The following is a 615-nucleotide window of genomic DNA, read 5'->3' as shown; positions in this document are numbered from 1 at the left end:
GGGTTGCTAATTTATTTTTAATTGATAATAATTATCATTATCTAATTAATTGAGGCAGATATGAAACGCAGAAAGGACATATTCAACGCCTTCTTCAAAGCGCAAGATCGCTTCCAACTTGCCGCGCCAAGTGGCTTTGAGCCCGACGTCATTCATGACTATATTCATTGGGGTATGGTGTTGTCATCCAGCTATGAGCATGAAGCAGAAGATGAAAACTTACTCTTGTGCGAACTGTTTTTGCGCCAAGTGTATTTCCACCTTCTCGAAGCGATTCAAGACCCAACTCGCACTCGTACATTTCGCCGAGTCTGCCTTGATTCGGTTCACACCCCCTTATTCTGCCTCAAACGTTACTACTATCAGTTTGAACATGGCGACGTAAAGTTTCTCCAATTACAACAACAATTACGCCTCATTCAGACTTCTCTTGATTAAACGAAAGGAACCCTACTATGACCACCGAATTTCGTATTGAAACCGACAGCATGGGCGAAGTAAAAGTCCCGGCGAATGCCTTGTATCAAGCGCAAACTCAGCGCGCTATCGATAACTTCGCATTCAGCCAGCACACCATGCCAAGCAGTTTCATCCAAGCTTTAGCCCACATCAAAC

1 protein-coding gene and 1 pseudogene are annotated in these 615 nt (G+C 43.9%); both read left to right on the top strand.

Annotation, left to right across the window (positions count from 1 at the left end; translation table 11 throughout):
• The first annotated feature begins 60 nt into the window (after positions 1-60).
• Positions 61-438, top strand: coding sequence for a hypothetical protein (locus R7P74_RS27510; protein ID WP_005458016.1), 378 nt, complete (start codon positions 61-63; stop codon positions 436-438).
• Positions 439-455: 17 nt separating this feature from the next.
• Positions 456-615: pseudogene (gene aspA, locus R7P74_RS27505) on the top strand (aspartate ammonia-lyase); the annotation flags it as partial.

Source organism: Vibrio sp. 2033 (genome assembly GCF_033339735.1).
The sequence above is the reverse complement of the archived record's forward strand: the minus strand, read 5'-3'. Positions and strand labels throughout refer to the sequence as shown.